13 protein-coding genes are annotated in these 15,175 nt (G+C 71.2%); 8 read left to right on the top strand and 5 right to left on the bottom strand.

Annotated features, from left to right (window positions below):
* The first annotated feature begins 84 nt into the window (after positions 1 to 84).
* The 7 genes from ACZ5GP_RS29965 (at position 85) to ACZ5GP_RS29935 (ending at position 10,409) form a co-directional block, all read left to right on the top strand.
* Complete coding sequence (locus ACZ5GP_RS29965) at positions 85 to 651, top strand: Uma2 family endonuclease (RefSeq protein ID WP_468753823.1); 567 nt, start codon at positions 85 to 87, stop codon at positions 649 to 651.
* A 166-nt stretch (positions 652 to 817) separates the two neighbouring features.
* Positions 818 to 2,266 (top strand): restriction system modified-DNA reader domain-containing protein, encoded by a 1,449-nt coding sequence (locus ACZ5GP_RS29960; RefSeq protein WP_468753822.1) that lies wholly within the window; start codon positions 818 to 820, stop codon positions 2,264 to 2,266.
* Between the two features lie 254 nt (positions 2,267 to 2,520).
* Positions 2,521 to 3,264 (top strand): NUDIX hydrolase, encoded by a 744-nt coding sequence (locus tag ACZ5GP_RS29955; RefSeq protein WP_468753821.1) that lies wholly within the window; start codon positions 2,521 to 2,523, stop codon positions 3,262 to 3,264.
* Positions 3,265 to 4,428, top strand: a complete 1,164-nt coding sequence (locus ACZ5GP_RS29950) for a 5'-methylthioadenosine/S-adenosylhomocysteine nucleosidase family protein (protein WP_468753820.1) — start codon at positions 3,265 to 3,267, stop codon at positions 4,426 to 4,428.
* Positions 4,425 to 6,434: a hypothetical protein gene (locus ACZ5GP_RS29945; RefSeq protein WP_468753819.1), complete on the top strand. Its 2,010-nt coding sequence runs from the start codon at positions 4,425 to 4,427 to the stop codon at positions 6,432 to 6,434. Before ACZ5GP_RS29950 ends, ACZ5GP_RS29945 begins: the two co-directional genes overlap by 4 nt.
* A 25-nt stretch (positions 6,435 to 6,459) precedes the next feature.
* Positions 6,460 to 6,993 carry a hypothetical protein gene (locus ACZ5GP_RS29940; protein WP_468753818.1) on the top strand — a complete coding sequence of 178 codons (534 nt, stop codon included), beginning with the start codon at positions 6,460 to 6,462 and terminating at the stop codon, positions 6,991 to 6,993.
* 140 nt (positions 6,994 to 7,133) lie between these two features.
* Positions 7,134 to 10,409: a tetratricopeptide repeat protein gene (locus tag ACZ5GP_RS29935; RefSeq protein ID WP_468753817.1), complete on the top strand. Its 3,276-nt coding sequence runs from the start codon at positions 7,134 to 7,136 to the stop codon at positions 10,407 to 10,409.
* 510 nt (positions 10,410 to 10,919) lie between these two features.
* Here the strand turns inward: ACZ5GP_RS29935 and ACZ5GP_RS29930 are convergent.
* Positions 10,920 to 11,159 (bottom strand): hypothetical protein, encoded by a 240-nt coding sequence (locus ACZ5GP_RS29930; protein WP_468753816.1) that lies wholly within the window; start codon positions 11,157 to 11,159, stop codon positions 10,920 to 10,922.
* A 222-nt stretch (positions 11,160 to 11,381) separates the two neighbouring features.
* Between ACZ5GP_RS29930 and ACZ5GP_RS29925 the strand changes: the two genes are divergently transcribed.
* The gene (locus ACZ5GP_RS29925; RefSeq protein WP_468753815.1) at positions 11,382 to 12,572 is read left to right on the top strand and encodes a serine hydrolase domain-containing protein; all 1,191 of its coding nucleotides are present in this window, start codon (positions 11,382 to 11,384) and stop codon (positions 12,570 to 12,572) included.
* A gap of 45 nt (positions 12,573 to 12,617) precedes the next feature.
* On the opposite strand, the gene ACZ5GP_RS29920 is transcribed toward ACZ5GP_RS29925, so the two are convergent.
* The 4 genes from ACZ5GP_RS29920 to mca all read right to left on the bottom strand — a co-directional run bounded on the left by ACZ5GP_RS29920 (position 12,618) and on the right by mca (position 15,091).
* The gene (locus ACZ5GP_RS29920) at positions 12,618 to 13,196 is read right to left on the bottom strand and encodes a hypothetical protein (protein WP_468753814.1); all 579 of its coding nucleotides are present in this window, start codon (positions 13,194 to 13,196) and stop codon (positions 12,618 to 12,620) included.
* Between the two features lie 343 nt (positions 13,197 to 13,539).
* Positions 13,540 to 13,758, bottom strand: coding sequence for a hypothetical protein (locus tag ACZ5GP_RS29915; RefSeq protein WP_468753813.1), 219 nt, complete (start codon positions 13,756 to 13,758; stop codon positions 13,540 to 13,542).
* A 177-nt stretch (positions 13,759 to 13,935) separates the two neighbouring features.
* Positions 13,936 to 14,190 carry a hypothetical protein gene (locus ACZ5GP_RS29910; RefSeq protein WP_468753891.1) on the bottom strand — a complete coding sequence of 85 codons (255 nt, stop codon included), beginning with the start codon at positions 14,188 to 14,190 and terminating at the stop codon, positions 13,936 to 13,938.
* A 19-nt stretch (positions 14,191 to 14,209) separates the two neighbouring features.
* Positions 14,210 to 15,091 (bottom strand): mycothiol conjugate amidase Mca, encoded by an 882-nt coding sequence (gene mca / locus ACZ5GP_RS29905; protein ID WP_358584739.1) that lies wholly within the window; start codon positions 15,089 to 15,091, stop codon positions 14,210 to 14,212.
* Positions 15,092 to 15,175 lie beyond the last annotated feature (84 nt).

Raw genomic sequence — 15,175 nt, 5'->3', positions numbered from 1 at the left:
CTGGCCGGGCGGCCGCATACCTCGGAACAGTAGGCTGGGCGCAGCGGGGCCAGACCTGCCGGGGTTCCTCGAAGGAGGTACACGATGACCGCCGAGATGGTGGCGCCCGCGTGGATGCATTCGCAGATCAGCGCGGAGCAGTACGACTCCTGGTCCGAGGAGCAGTGCGCCGGCGTCGAGATCGTGGACGGGATGGTCGTCGTCAGCCCGAGCGCCTCGAAGCGGCACAACCGACTGGCGCGGGTCCTGGACAATGCCCTGGACGCCGCCGCGGGCCCCGACTGGAACGCGGACACGGACTTCGATGTCCGTCTCCAGGACGTTCCGCTCACCAACCGCCGTCCGGACGTCATCGTCTACCGGGCGGAGACCATCGACCTCACACCCGCCCGCCCCGAGCACGTACTTCTGGTCGTCGAGGTCGTGTCACCCGGATCGGAAACCACTGACCGGATCGTGAAGGTCGACCAGTACGCCAAGGCCGGCATCCCCTTCTACTGTCGGGTCGAGCAGGCTGCCACCGGTGTCCCGATCGTCTACACCTACGTTCTCGATCCCGCCACCAGGGCCTACCGGGACGGCGAGATGTTCACCGGCACGGTGAAGGCCACGGCGCCTTTCTCCATCGCGGTCGATCTTGGGGACATGTAGAGAACGGAAAAGTCGTCCAGCTGCCGGGCCGACCGCCGCCGCTCCGGATAGGGCCGCCAAGGGGACAGGCCGCACCCGGCGAAGCAGTCGTCTGAATCCGCACCGATGACGGACACGACTCTGCGATGATCCCAGCATTCCGAGGCGGGCCGACCGGGGGAAACCAGTGACTGATGACGCGGCAGACGGCAGTGCGGACGAGCCTCTGGGGCGAGCCTCCTACCTGATCGAAGGGCGGCGGGTACTGGTTTCCGACCTCGTCCGCGCCGGTCTGCTGAGCCCGGGGACGCGCCTCACTTTCCGGCAGCGGCGGGCCGGGCAGGAGCACCGAGCACAGGTATCCGCGGACGGCAGAATCGAGTTGGGTGACGGCCGGCGGTTCAGATCCCCCTCGGCGGCCGCAGCCGCCGCCACCGGGCGAGGCCCGTACGACGGGTGGACCGCCTGGGCACTGGACGACGGCACCCTGCTGGACCAGGTGAGGCAGAGTCTCCTGGACACGGCGGCGGAGCTGCCGCCTTCCGGCGACATCACGGCGAAGGACTCCGCCGTCCGGCACACGCGGCTGAAAGAGGCCCGGAGGCAGGCGGACGCCAAGGCCCCGGTCACACTCACCGTCCGCGATCTGCTCGGCTGGTGGGGGGCATCCCGGCGCGGCTACGTGGTCACCGAGCGGGTAGCCGCCGAGCTGGCCAACCACGGCCTGTCCACAGTGCCGGACTTCGCAGCCGTGGGGATCGACGACCGGGTCACCCTGACCGTCACCTCTGGGGACACCGAGGACGAGGAGGAGACGACCGAGCAGGGACCGGTGGCGGGGCAGGAGGAGCCAGGGGAATCCGACATCCCGAGGCTCGCCGCCCCCTCCAGCAACGAGGAGGACAAGGGGGAACCGATCCAAGGTCAGACGGTCGGCAACCTGCCCTCAGCGCTCAAGGGCGTCGTGTCGGTGTCCTCCTCGGCGAGCTTCGAGGAGGTGTTCACCAGAATGCGGCTCAACGGGTACTCGCAACTGCCGGTACTGAGCGGACCTCGGAACCTGCGGGGCGCCGTCACCTGGGAATCCATCGCCCGAGCGCGCTACGCGAACTCCGAGGCTCCCTTCTCCGACGCCATCGTCGCCGCTCACGCGGTCAGCTATGCCGACCACCTGATCGACGTCCTGCCCGATCTGGAGCGGTTCGGCTTCCTCCTGGTCAAGGACCAGACGAATCAGATCGCCGGCATCATCACCATCGCCGACGTGGCCGCAGAATACGGGGCCACCGCCCGGCCGTTCCTGCTCATCGGCGACCTCGACCGGCACCTGCGCCGTGTCATCTCGGAAGGTCTGGACCTCGCAGAGGTGGTCGCGCTCTGCGATCCGGACGGACGCCGGAAGCTCGCCGCCTTCGATCAGCTGTCCTATGGGGATTACCACCAGGTCTTGGGCAATCAGCTGCAGTGGGACAAGCTGGGCTGGCCGTTGGACCGCAAGTCCTTCATTGCCCGCCTCGACGAGCTCCGCGAAATCCGCAACGAGCTGATGCATTTCAACGACAAGGACAAGGTCGGTGATTCGGCGATACCGATGCTCCGCAACATGATCGAACTTCTGCGCGAGCACGGCGGTTGAGGCGAGGCGGCCATCCAGGTCCTGCCGGCCGATCGCCCGGCAGGGCAACCCGCAGGCAACCGCAGAACAGCTCGCCATGGGCGGGCTCGGCGAGATCGCGACGGCCCACGAGGAGGAATAGCCCGCCCCGCTCGGCCGAATTGTGCTTGTGCGCCATCACGCGGTGGGCGGCTCCACTCACCTCCGAACTGTGCGACGTCTCCTTCTTCCCCCCTTCTTGTGTAAGTGACAGTAACTGAAGTAGCGTGCTGGCCATGCCAGATGACGCATGGTCACCACCTTCTGTCCTGCTGACGGTCGATCTCGTGATCCTGACGTTGCGGGAGAATCGTCTGCACGTCCTCCTGGTGGAGCGGGGCGAAGATCCCTTCCAGGGCATGCTCGCGCTGCCCGGCGGATTCCTGAACCACGAGGGCGAGGAGATCCTGGACGCCGCCCACCGCGAACTCAGTGAGGAAACGGCCCTGACCTCCGGCTGCGTGCACCTGGAGCAGCTGGCCGTGTACGGAAGCTCGGGCCGCGACCCGCGGGGCCGCGTCGTCTCCGTGGCTCACCTGGCGATCGCACCGGGGCTGCCCGACCCTGTCGCGGGGACGGATGCCGCCGATGCCGCGTGGGTCTCCGCGGAAGCCGTCCTGTCCGGCGAGGCCGCCCTCGCCTTCGACCACCGGCGCATCGCCGCGGACGGGATCGAACGGGCGCGCACCAAGATTGAGTTCTCGGCGCTGGCCACCGCGTTCTGCGGGGAGAGCTTCACCATCGCGGAGCTGCAGCAGGTGTACGAGGCCGTCTGGGGCACCCCGCTCGACACCCGCAATTTCTATCGGAAGGTCCAGGCCGCGAAGGGCTTCATCGTCCCCGCCGGCACGGACCGCAGGACCACGGGAGGGCGGCCCGCACGGCTGTACCGGGCCGGTCCGAACACCGTGCTGTTTCCACCGCTGATCCGACCCACGCCGGCTGCCAAGGAAGAGAACACGAAAGGGGAAGAGGAGTAGATGCCGAAAGGCCCGGTGGTGATCCTCACCGCCCTCAATCTGGAATATCAGTCCGTGCGCCGACGGCTGGCGGATCTTCAGGTGCACCGCCATGAGCGCGGCACCCGGTTCGAAACGGGCACCGTCCGGGGCACCTCGTGCCGTGTCGCGCTCGGACTGACGAATAAGGGGAACAACTCCGCCGCGGTGATCGCAGAACGCGCGATCCAGGAGTTCTCGCCGGTGGCCGTGCTGTTCGTCGGAGTCGCCGGCGCCTTGTGGGACGCCACCAGGCTGGGTGACGTCGTGGTGGCGTCCCATGTGTACGCCTACCACGGCGGGACCAGCGAGGACGACGGGCTCAAAGCCCGTCCCCGGGCGTGGGAAGCGCCGCACGGCATCAGCCAGCTCGCCTCGCACCTGGCCCGTTCGGACGACTGGGCGGACCCCACACCCGCGCACGAGGACGGACCGCAGGTGCGTTTCGGGGCGATCGCCGCCGGTGAGATCGTCCAGAACTCGAGGATCTCGGCCGAGGCGAAGTGGATCCGGCAGCACTACAACGACGCGCTCGCCATCGAGATGGAAGCGGCCGGTGTGGCCCAGGCCGGCCATCTCAGTGGGGCGCCGGTGGCCATCGTCCGGGGGATCAGCGACCGGGCGGACGGCACGAAGAACAGTTCGGAGGACCGCAACTGGCAGCCGCGGGCCGCGGCGAACGCGTCGGCGTTCGCCATCCGGTTGGCAGTGGAACTGGTGGGCGAGCAGGAGGAGGCCGCAATGCCCGAGGACGACGCGGCCCGTTCGGCCGACCGGTTCGCCCGGCGCGTCAGCAACACGGTCCACAACAGCACCGTCGGCATCATGGCCGACTCGGTCACGGGCAGCAGCGTCCACATGAACGCGGCCTCGAAGGCATCCGGCCCGACCGACCTGATCACGGGACTGAACGGTTTCCGCGATCAGCTGGGGCGGCACCGCACCGAGGGCGCCCTCGACGAGGACAGCTACCGGGAGGCCCTGACCGACCTGGACTCCGCCCTCCGGTCGGCCGGGGGACGCACCCCTGAAGCGTCGAAGCGGACGGTCATGACGCTCAGGAGGCTGCGCGGCCTGGTCGCGGAGTGCCCCGCGCTGGTGGCCGCGCTGGCTCCCCTTGTCGCCGCGGCCGGTGACCTGGCATGAGCCCCGACGAAGATGCCGCATACAGCTCGGCCGCGTACAACTCCACCATCGGGATCCAGGCCCAGGTCGTACACGACTCCACCGTCAACTTCGTCCACCCGGACGCCTCGCCGCAGGAGAAGTACCGGGTCGGCGTGCAGCTCCTGGAGGACGGCGTCCCCAGCCGGGCCCGCGAAATGATCACTGATGCGATCGCCCACGGGTACGACGGCGCGGAGGTTCGTTTCCACTGGGTGCTCGCCATGCTCAGCGCACGCACCCACCACGACCTGACCACCGAAGAGGTCCAGCGGCTGCGCTACACCTCCAGGCTCGTACGGACCTTCCCCGAGGACGGGTGGAAGGAAGCCCTGCGCGTCACTTTCGACCTGTTGGCGGTACTCAGCACTACCGGCAGCGAGACCGGCCCCGTGCTCAAGCAACTGCAGGACCTGCCGCGCCACCAACACGACGCGATCCTCCGCCACCTCGACCTCATGCTCACCGGAGGGCTGAAGGACGAGCTGTGGGCGGACACCCTCGGACGGGCCAGGGCAGAGCGCTTCGGCAACGACCGGAGCCGCCGGGTCTGGGCCTACTTCGCACCGATTCCCATCGGGGCGCGGGCCGCTGCGCCCCGGCCGAGCACCGCTGACGCCGCCAAGGCGGCCCTCCCTGTCCGGGCGGCCCTGTTCGTCGTCAGCAGTGCGTTTCTCTGGGGCCTGGCCCTGGTCGCGGATCCGGCGCGGGCGATCGTCGAGTTGCCGGTGGCGCTCGGCGCGGGCCTGACAGCGGCCCGCTTCGGCGTCCGGTGGTGGGGCCGGTCCAGGCCGACTCTCGCGGCCGGGGCCCCCGCGCCGCACCCGCACGACCCCGACTCCGCCGGTGCCACAACCACCACCGGCACCGGCACCGAGAGCAGTTTCACCAAGGGCGTCCGCCACTCGTTCGATCACTACTTCAGCGTTCGCCGGCCCCACGGGTTCACCTCGGACGCCTGGCTCGCCCACACGGATCAGATCCGCGGCAGTCTCGCCGCCGAGATCGCGGACCTCTACCGGGAGACCCGGATCCGCGTGGATCGGGTCGACTGGCTGATCCGGTACCTCGCCGAGGACGCCCGGAACCGCTACAACAACGGCACCTTGTTCGATCGGTACCGCCAGGACCAGACTCCGGCCAGGACGAAGGCCCTGACCGTGGCGGCCCTCGCCACTCTCGCCGCGGCGGCTCTGTCCGCGTTCGGCACGGCGGTCTCCGGTGCCGGGCAACAGCGGGTGCTGTGGGCGTTCCTGGCCGTGCTCGGTGCGGTCTGGTCCGGGCACGCGACCGCCTCCCGATGGCTGGAGGTCCGGCGTGAAGAGCACCGGCTGGTCCGGGAGACCCGGGAGTACCAGGAACACCTGACCGATCGACAGATCGCCTACCAGCGCTGGAAGTCGTTCCTGGATGACACGCGCCCCAGCGAACTGGAGATGGAGACCTGGCTCACCTGCGACAAGACGTCGTTCGTCGACGAGGCCCTCCGGTACCACCGGCTCACCTGGCGCGACCTGATCACCCACACCATCTTGGTGGCCCCCGCCCCCTCCTACAAACGGGGCCGGGTGCGAGGCGGCCCCTGGCGGTACTCGCACTACGTCTTCCGCCTGTTCCTGTTCACCCAGGACGGCATCCGCGAGATCAGCTCCGAGTTCAACTTCTCCGACGCGACGCGCAGGAACGAGCAGCGGAGCAACTACCGGTTCGACGCGCTGACCTCCGTGCAGGTGACGGAGAACGCCGACATCGGCTACGACCTGGAGCTCCTCCTCGCCAACGGACCGGCCAGGAAGATCCGTGTCAAGGACGCCGACGCCCATCAACTGGCACCGACCGAGAATGCCCGGGAGATCTCCGAGATCAACCTCAGCGCGGCCGGCTCCACCCACACCTTCCGTCTCCTGGAGGGGATAGCGGCGGACGGGAAGAGCTGGATCGAACGGCACGGCCCCGACAGCCTGGCGCCCTTCCAGATGGCCGGCTGATCCTGGACCCAGCAGAGGAGCGCCTGTGACCTCCACGGATGACGTCACCGAGAGCAAAATCCTGCTGGCCGAGTACGACCGGCTCAAGGAGGAACAGAAGACCCGCATAGGGTTCCGCGACAACTTGCTCTACTTCACGCTCGCCGCCTCCACGGCGGTCGTGGCCATCACCGCCCAGAGCGGACGGTCCCGGCTGCTGCTCTCCGTCCCCGCGATCTGTCTGATCCTGGGCTGGACCTACCTGGTCAACGACGAGAAGATCTCGGTGATCGGCCACTACGTCCGTGACCGGCTGGGTCCCCGCCTGGGGGAACTCACCTCGGCCCAGGGTGCTTTGTTCGAGTGGGAGGTCTACCACCGCAACGTCGCGGGCCGCGCCGTGCGCAAGCGGCTGCAGACCGCGGTGGACCTGTTCACGTACCTGGTCCTGCCCATGGTCTGCACGACCGCGTTCTGGTGCTCTGCCGTCGTTCAGCCGCTGCTCGTGCTCGCTTCTCTCGGGCAGACGCTGGCCCTGGCCGTACTGGGCTGGCGGTTCCTGCGCCGTACGGAGGGGTAGCACCGGGCCTCGCCAGGCACGCACTCCGGACGCCCCGTCCGCGTACGCCGGGTCCTGATCCGCCGACTCCCTCGCGCCGGGGGCGCGTACGCACGACACTTGTGACCGCTGGTGACTGTTGCTCTCGGAGGGGGACCCATATGCGGGACAGCCATCGGGCCGAGGCCGAGCGGCTGTTGGCTCGGGCCGTGGAGGAAGAGGTGCGGCGTTCGGGCGGGCGCGTCGACGGGGGCGTTCTGCTCGCGCGGACGCGCGGGTCGCTCGACGCCATGGCGCAGACGGCCGCCGAGGAGTACGAGACGTACACCCGGGCGCTCGACGAGGCCGACGCCGGGCAGCTCACCTTCGGGCAGCGCTACGCCCGCGAAGGCGCCGGAACGCCGCTGCTGGTGGCGGTGGTCGCCGCCGTCGCCGCCGGGGTCTGCGACCTGTCGTTCGGCACGGGCGCCGGCACGGCCCTGGGCACCGGCGCGGTCGTCGCCGTGGCGGGCGCGGCGGCCACCGTCCTGAAGGTGACGGCCTCCCACGTGCCGGCGGCAGGCCGCCGCGCCGGGGCGCTCAGCCGGCCCGGCGGCGCCGAGCAGCTGCGGCTCCAGTGGCTGACCGCGCTGGAGGTGCGGGGCATCCGGCCCTTCCTCGACCAGCAGCGGCTCCTCGCCGCCGCGACGGGCACCCGTACGACGAAGAAGGCGACGCCCCAGCTGCGCGGCACGGACAAGAGCGCGGCGGCGCGCAGGCGCTCCGTGCTGGAGCAGTCCTTCGCCCAACTCCCGCAGGCCGCAGGCCCCTTCGCCGGGCGCAGGGCCGAGCTGGCGCAGATCGCCCGCTGGGTGCACGCGGCGCGGGCCAGCACGGACACCCGGCCCACGGTCGTCGTGCTGCACGGCGCGCCGGGCTCGGGCAGGTCCTCGCTGGCGGTGCGGGCGGCGCACGATCTGCGGGACCAGTTCCGGGGCGCGTGCGTGGTGGACCTGCGCGGCGACGCCCCCGGGGAGAGCCCGCTGTCCACGCGTGACGCGCTGCTGCACCTGCTGAACCGGTTGGGGGCCCCGCGCGATCAGCTGCTCTTCCGGATCGGTGTCCCCCCTGCCCGGGCGCAGGCGACAGCGGCGGGCGGCTCCTCCCAGGAGCAGCAGGTCAAACGGCTGAGCGAGCTGTACCACCAGTATCTGACCGGCCTCGCGGTGACGGTCGTCCTGGACGACGCCGCCGACGCCGAACAGGTCCGCACCCTGATACCCGAGCGCTCCGACAGCCTGGTCCTGATCACCGCCCGCGAGCCGCTGGAGCTGCCCGCGGACCTGCCCGCCTGGGTGCACCGGCTCCCCGTCGAGGCGCTGGACGAGGCGGGCGCCGAGGAGTTGCTGCGCGAGTCCGCCGAGGAGCTTTCCGGGCCCTACGACGCGGAATCGGCCGAGGCGGTACGGGAGTTGTGCGGTGGCCTGCCGCTCGCGCTGCGCGCCGCGGGCTCCTCGCTCGGACCGCGCTCCCCGCGCCGACTGGCCGCCGATCTGGCCGCGTACGGGCCCGTCGGGAAGGTCGGTCCCGTCGAGCGCGTCCTGTGGCTGCGCTACACCGACCAGCCCGAGCAAACCCGGCGGCTGCTGCGGCGGCTCGCGCTCGCCGGGCGCGCCTCGCTGGGACCGGCCGCCGCGGCGGCGCTGCTCGCCACCGACGAGCAGGAGGCGGGCCGCCGGCTGACCTCGCTCTCCGACGCGGGTCTGGTCGACCGGCTGCAGGGCGGCCGTTACCGTCTGCACGATCTCGTGCGTTCCTTCGCCCTGGCCCGTCTCCTGGACGAGGAGGAGCCCGCCGAGCGCACGGCCGCGCAGGAGCGGCTCATCGTCAGCTACGGCGAGTTGGCCGACACGGTGATCCGCCTGGTCGACGGCAAGACGTCCACCCGGGCGGACCACTTCGGGCAGCACGGTTTCGCCTCCCTGGACGCGGCGCTGCGCTGGCTGGACGACGAGTCGACGTTCATCACGGCCGCGCTGCGGCACGCCGAGGGCGTCGACCAGCGGGCCGTGCTCAATCTCCTGGGCGCCCTGTGCGACTACTGCCTGCTGCGCGGCGACCTCTACCGCCTCGGCGAGATCAACGAACTCACCCAGTCCATCGACCAGGGCCCGCTCGGCCGCAGCGTGCAGTGGCGCACGGGCATCGCGGCCCGCCAGCTCGGTGAACTGGACCAGTCGCGCACCACGTTGAACTCCGTCGTCGACCTCTACTTCGAGGCCCACCAGGACGCGGCCGCCGCCCGCGCGCTCGGCTCCCTCGGCATCACGCTGCACCACCAGGGCAACCTCACGGAGGCCGCGGCCCGGCTCACCGAGGCGCTGGACCTCCAGGCCGCCGACGAACTGGCGGGCGACCGCGCCTGGACCCTGCACGCGCTCGCGGCGGTCGAGCGCGACCGCGCCCACCTCGCCCACGCGCTCGACATGCTGGAACGGGCGCTCACGCTGCACCGCGCCGGCGGCTCCGTGCACGGCGAGGCGTGGACGCACTTCCAGCTCGGCCAGCTGCGGCTGCGCATGGGCGACGTACCGAGCGCGGAGAGCGAGCTGCGCGCCGCCCTCGAACTGTACGGGCGCACCCGCGACCAGCGGGGCGAGGCGTGGGCCATGACGCAGCTCGCGCGGGCCCGGCTGGTGGACGGCGACCCCTCACCCGCCGTGGACGGCCTGCGCCAGGCGGTCTCCCGGCACCGCGAGAACGAGGACGCGCGCGGGGAGGCGTGGACCCTGTACTACCTCGGCCAGGCCCTGGAGGAGACCGGCAGCCTCGATCAGGCGGTACGGGACCTGGAGCGGGCCCGCACGATGTTCTCGCGGATGCGGGACGTGTACGGGCTGGCGTGCGCCCGCCACCACTCCGCGCGCGTCACCCGCGACCAGCGGGCCGCCCAGACCGGCTCGCTGCGCAACTCCGGTTTCGCGCGCCAGCTCCTGGTGGACGCCCGCGCCGACTTCCAGCGGATCGGCGTCGCGCACGGCGAGGCGTGGACGTGCCTGGAGCTGGCGGTCGTGGACGCGGGCAACAACCGTACGCAGCAGGCGCTCGCCCTCTGCGACGAGGCGGCGGAGCTGTTCGCCTCGTACGGCGACCGGCGCGGCGGCGACTGGGCCGGCTTCCTGCGCTGCACCCTGCTGCCGTACGCCTCGCCGGGCGGCTGGGAGATCGGCACGGCGGTGGCCCAGGAGGAGCTGATCCGCCTCGCCCGCGCCGACCACCCCACACGCGACGGCAAGCTGGCCGACTACTTCCAGGCCTACGCCCTGCTCCTGGAGCGCGGCGCGGACCTGGAGACGGGCTGGCAGGCCTGGCGCCTCGGCATGGTCCCGAACCGCCACGCCCGGGAGGTCATGGGGGTGGAGGTGCCGGGGGCGGAGGTGCCAGGGACGGCGCGGTGAGGGACGGCGGGGTGAGAGGCGCGAAGTGAGGGACGGCGGGGTGAGAGGCGCGGGGTGAGGGACGGCGGGGTGAGAGGCGCGGGGTGAGGGGCGGCGGGGTGAGGGGCGCGGGTGGGCGTGCGCCGGCGCCGGGGGCGCACGGTCGCTCACCGACGACTCCGCCTCTCCACGCTGACCGGCGACACCGCTCCCCCGCGCTCACCGGCGACACCGCTCCTCCACGCTGACCAGCGACGCCACTCCTTCACGCTCGCCATCGACGCCGCCCCTCCGCGCCCACCGGCGACACCGCTCCCCCACGCTGACCGGCGACACCGCTCCCCCATGCCCACCGGCGACACCGCCCCTGCACGCTCGCCGCCGACGCCGCTCCTCCACGCCCGTCGGCGAGGCCGCCCCTCCGCGCCCACCTGCGACACCGCCCCTCCACGCTAACCGGCGACACCGCTCCCCCATGCTCGCCGGCGACACCGCCCCTGCACGCTCGCCGTCGACGCCGCTCCTGCACGCTCAGCCGCGGCGCCGTTCCTCCGGCCAGGGCCGCAGCCGCCTGCGGCCGTACTCCGCCCCCCGCTCGATCATCCGGCGGCGCAGCCACCCCATCCACAGGGCCAGGGGCGTCACCACGAGACCGAACAGCAGCGCCGCCCACCAACTCGTACCGCCGTCGGAGAACCGCACCACCAGCACGGCGAACACATACAGCGCCGCGACACCCAACGCGTTCTTCGTCCGCTTCGAGAGGTCCATCGCCTCCCGTTACCCCGGTTACGGGACACCGCGCGCGGGACGTAGAAGATCTACGTCGTCCGCAGGCCCCCGTCTCAGGCAAGGGGTCGGCCATCCGCATCCGGGGGTTAGCCCTACCGGGAAGCGGGCGCCAGCAGGATCGCCGGGGGCCATCGCGTCCGGACATGCTGGTCATGGCCGGCGGGCGCCGCCGGTCTCCCCTCGATTCCCAGGAGTGGCGCGATGCGTGAGCAGGCGTGGCAGAGGTTCCGTACCCCCGGCCGGTCGAACAGCGGACGCAACGGCCGGCACGTGACCGCGACGGCGGCGCTGGCCCTCGGCGTGCTGACGCTGGGCGCCCTGGCCCAGCCCGCGGCGTCCGCCGCGTCCGCGGAATCCGCCGCCACCCGGCAGGACCCCGTCCAGCGGAGCCTGGACGCGCTGGTGGGCGACGGCGCCGTGCCCGCCGCGCTGGCGAGCGTCAAGGAGCGCGAGGGCCGCACCCGTACCTACACCGCGGGCGTCGGGGACCTGGCCACCGGTGCGAAGGTGCCGAGGGACGGTCAGGTGCGGATCGGCAGCAACACCAAGGCGTTCACCGCGGTGGTCGTGCTGCAACTGGTCGGCGAGGGCCGGATCCGCCTGGACGACCCGGTCGACACCTACCTGCCGGGCCTGGTCCGCGGCGAGGACATCGACGGGAGCCGCATCACCGTCCGCCACCTCCTGCAGCACACCAGCGGCCTCCCCGACTACGTCCCCCACCTCGACGACGAGATCCGGCCCTACGAGCCCCGCGAACTGCTCGACCGGGCCCTGGCGCACAAGGGCGAGTCCGAACCCGGGAAGAAGTGGCGCTACAGCAACACCAACTACGTACTGGCCGGCCTGATCGTCGAGAAGGTCACTCGGCACTCCCTCGCCGAGGAGATCGACCGGCGCGTCATCAGGAAGCTGGGGCTGCGCCACACCTACTTCCCCGCGCCCGGTGACGTGACCCTCCACGAACGCCACCCCAAGGGCTACCACCAGAACGCCCCGGGTACGCCGCTGCTCGACGCCACCGAATGGGACCCTTCCTGGGCTTGGGCCGCCGGCCAGCTGGTGTCCACCAACTCCGACCTGAACCGCTTCTTCACCGCGCTCCTGGACGGCCGCCTCCTGCCGGACGCCCAGCTCGCCCAGATGCGCACCACCGTCCCGGCCGGCCGCCCCTTCGCCGCCGGCGCCCGCTACGGCCTCGGCCTCGTGAGCACCCCGCTGTCGTGCGGGGGCGTCTACTGGGGGCACGGCGGCAGCATGACGGGTTACGAGACGCGGGGCGGCGTCACCGAGAAGGGCCGCGCCGCGAACATAGCGGTGACCACCCAGCCGACCGACCCGACGACGATGAGCCGGGTCGAGAAGGCGGTGGACACGGCCCTGTGCCGCTGAGGACCGCTGCCGGGGGCCCGGCGGGCCCGGCCCCCGGCACGGGGGTCAGGCCTGCGCCCGGTGGATCTTCCAGAGGCCGACGTCGGAGCTGCGATTGACGTACGCGTTGGTGCACAGGTCGTACTTGCCGCCGCCGGCCGTGCTCACGTTGTTGGTCTCCAGGAACCCGCCGTTGTCGCCGTAGAGGTTCCACAGGTGGACGATGTCGCCCACCCGGACGTGCTGGTCGGCCGGGCTGGACGTCCGGGCGAAGATCCGCCAGCGGCCGGTGCCCGCCGCGCGGTCGCGGGTCTGGGAGGTGGACACGTCGTACTTGGCGCCCGCGCTCTTCTGCGGGTCGCTCGCGTGGCCGTTGGTGTCGAGGTAGCCGCCGTCGCCGCCGTACAGGTTGCGCAGATACACGGCGTCACCGCTGACCACGGGCTGACCGGCCGCCTTGCCGGAGGCGGAGAGGATCTCCCAGGTGCCGGTGCCCTTGGCGCGGGTGGGCGTCTCCGTGGTGGACACCTGGTACTTGGCTCCCGAGGCGGTGCTGTGCCCGTTGGTGTCGAGGTAACCGCCCTGCCAGCCGTTGTAGCCGTTCTGCAGGTGGATCTGGTCGCCGTACTTGAGCTCGTTCGCCATCGGATTTCCTTCCGTGGACGACACTGCGCGCGGGTGCCCGCCCCGGCACACGCGGCCGGCACCCGACGGGGACAGCAGCCATCCTGGCAATTCGGCTCGGGGGCGCGACCCCTTGCGCAAACCTGGCGAAAACTCATGTGACACACTTCCGGCCACGAACCGGACATCGCGTCGCGACGGGCGCACACCGCACCACGCCGGGCCGCTGAATCCCGGCACTGGACCGCACCGGACCGCACCCGGGCTACACCGCACCCGGGCTGCACCGCACCGGCCCGCACCGCGCCGAACCGCACCAGGCCGCGTCCCGACCCGGTGAAGGCGCCGCTCGGCGAAGGCCCCGCTAGTCGAAGTCGTTCGTCCCCGGATCGACGACCTCGTCCAGCACCTTCCTGACGGCCTCATACGCGAAGGCGCGGGCCTCCGCCTCCGCCGCCCCGCCCGGCCCCTGACTCCCCCCGTCACCGGCCCGCGCCCGCCAGCGCCCCTCCTCCTGCCGGGCCCAGTCCCGGGCCCTGCGAATCCTGCGCAACAGTTCGTCGGAGTCCACGACATCGCTCATGCGCGAAAGGTACCCACGAACACCGTGCGGCTAGCCCGCGCGCACGGGTTTCTCCCGTACCGCGAGCATGAGGCGGCGTGCGCCCCTGTGAGCCCGCACCAGCCCGGCCCCTTCTCTGAGCGGCCGGGCCCTTTCACGCCGCGAGGCGAGCGGACGCGCCGGGCGTCCGGACCGCGTCTACTTCCCCTCGCCGGGGAGCTTCTTCTCGGGTGTGGCGTCCTCGCCGGCCACCGCGCCGACCGGCTGCTTGCCCGGTTCCGCCCGCGGTTCCAGCTCCGGCTCCTTGAAGTCGACCTTCCGCATGTGCCGGTTCATCGACTTCATCAGGCCCCACACCGCCAGGGCCATCACCGCGAAGACGATGAAGCCGAGGACGCCGGGGGTCACCTTGTCGTCGTCGACCTCCTTGGCAAGAGGGACGAGATGCGTCATTGCCAGATGTGCGTTCACGCTAGGCATTGTCGCGGATGCCCGCAAAGAGGTCGTCCTCGGGGAGGGACGTATCGACGAGCGACTTCGCCAGCTCGTACTCCTCCGTGGGCCAGACCTCCTTCTGCAGTTCCATCGGGACGCGGAACCAGCCGCCGTCCGGGTCGATCTGCGTGGCGTGCGCGATCAGCGCCTTGTCGCGGATCTCGTAGAACTCGGCGCACGGCACGTGCGTGGTCAGCGTGCGCTCGACGCGCTCGAACTCGTCCCACCGCTTGAGCCAGTCCCCGTACGGCGACTCCAGGCCGCGGTCGAGCATCGCCTGGTGCAGCGCCTCGGTGCGCGGGCGGTTGAAGCCCTGGTTGTAGTAGAGCTTCTGCGGCTGGAAGGCCGGGCCGTACTCGCTCTCCGGGTACTTCTCCGGGTCCGCCGCGCCGTCGAACGCCACCATCGTGATCTTGTGGGTCATGATGTGGTCGGGGTGCGGATACCCGCCGTTCTCGTCGTACGTGGTGATGACCTGCGGACGGAAGGAACGGATCTGGCGCACCAGCTCGCCGGCGGCCTTGTCGACGTCCTCCAGCGCGAAGCAGCCCTCGGGCAGCGGCGGCAGCGGGTCGCCCTCGGGCAGCCCCGAGTCGACGAAGCCGAGCCACTCCTGCTTGACGCCGAGGATCTCGCGCGCCTCGTCCATCTCCTTCTTGCGCACCTCGTGGATGTGCTCCTGGATGTAGGTGTCACCCTGGAGCTTGGGGTTGAGGATGTCGCCGCGCTCCCCGCCCGTACAGGTCACGACGAGCACGTCCACCCCCTCGGACACGTACTTGGCCATGGTGGCCGCGCCCTTGCTCGACTCGTCGTCGGGGTGGGCGTGCACGGCCATCAATCGAAGCTGCTCAGTCAAGACTCGATCCTCAAGTTTTTGGGCGCCCTCGGTGATCCGGCGCAACGACCGGCTTCTATAGTGACGGAACCGGGGGGCGGAAAA

Source organism: Streptomyces sp. NPDC031466, from assembly GCF_055581265.1.
The sequence above is the reverse complement of the archived record's forward strand: the minus strand, read 5'-3'. Positions and strand labels throughout refer to the sequence as shown.